The sequence below is a fragment of the Mesorhizobium sp. M8A.F.Ca.ET.202.01.1.1 genome, assembly GCF_004791595.1.
In the GTDB taxonomy this organism is placed as follows: domain Bacteria; phylum Pseudomonadota; class Alphaproteobacteria; order Rhizobiales; family Rhizobiaceae; genus Mesorhizobium.
The window spans coordinates 1-361 of the sequence record NZ_SRUN01000120.1 but is presented as its reverse complement, the minus strand read 5'-3'; the positions used below and the strand labels follow the sequence as shown (position 1 = coordinate 361).

Sequence of the window (361 nt, the reverse complement as noted above, 5' to 3'; positions counted from 1 at the left end):
CGACACCAGCTGATGCTTCGCATGCGCCGGCAGGTTGGGCAGCGAGATGTTCTCGGCGATCGAGAGGTCGAGCAGGATGCCGGTCAGCTTGCGGTCCTCCGGCACCAGGAAGATGCCGCTCGCGACAGCGTCGGCGGCCGAACCGAGCTTCAGCGTCTTGCCATCCAGCGTCACGCTGCCGCCGAAGCGCTCGTCGATGCCGAACAGCACCCGCGCCAGTTCCGTGCGGCCCGAGCCGACCAGACCGGCAAGCCCGAGGATTTCGCCGTGCCGCACATCGAGATCGACGGGGCGGTCGGGATAGGCGCTGGAGCGCACGGCCTTCGCCGAGAGCGCGACGCCGCCAGGCGCGCGCGCCGCC

General features: G+C 70.6%; 1 protein-coding gene. It reads right to left on the bottom strand.

Annotated elements, in window-relative coordinates; translation table 11 throughout:
• On the bottom strand, window positions 1-361 hold a 361-nt coding region (locus EN845_RS34110), incomplete at both ends, for an ATP-binding cassette domain-containing protein (protein WP_135931293.1).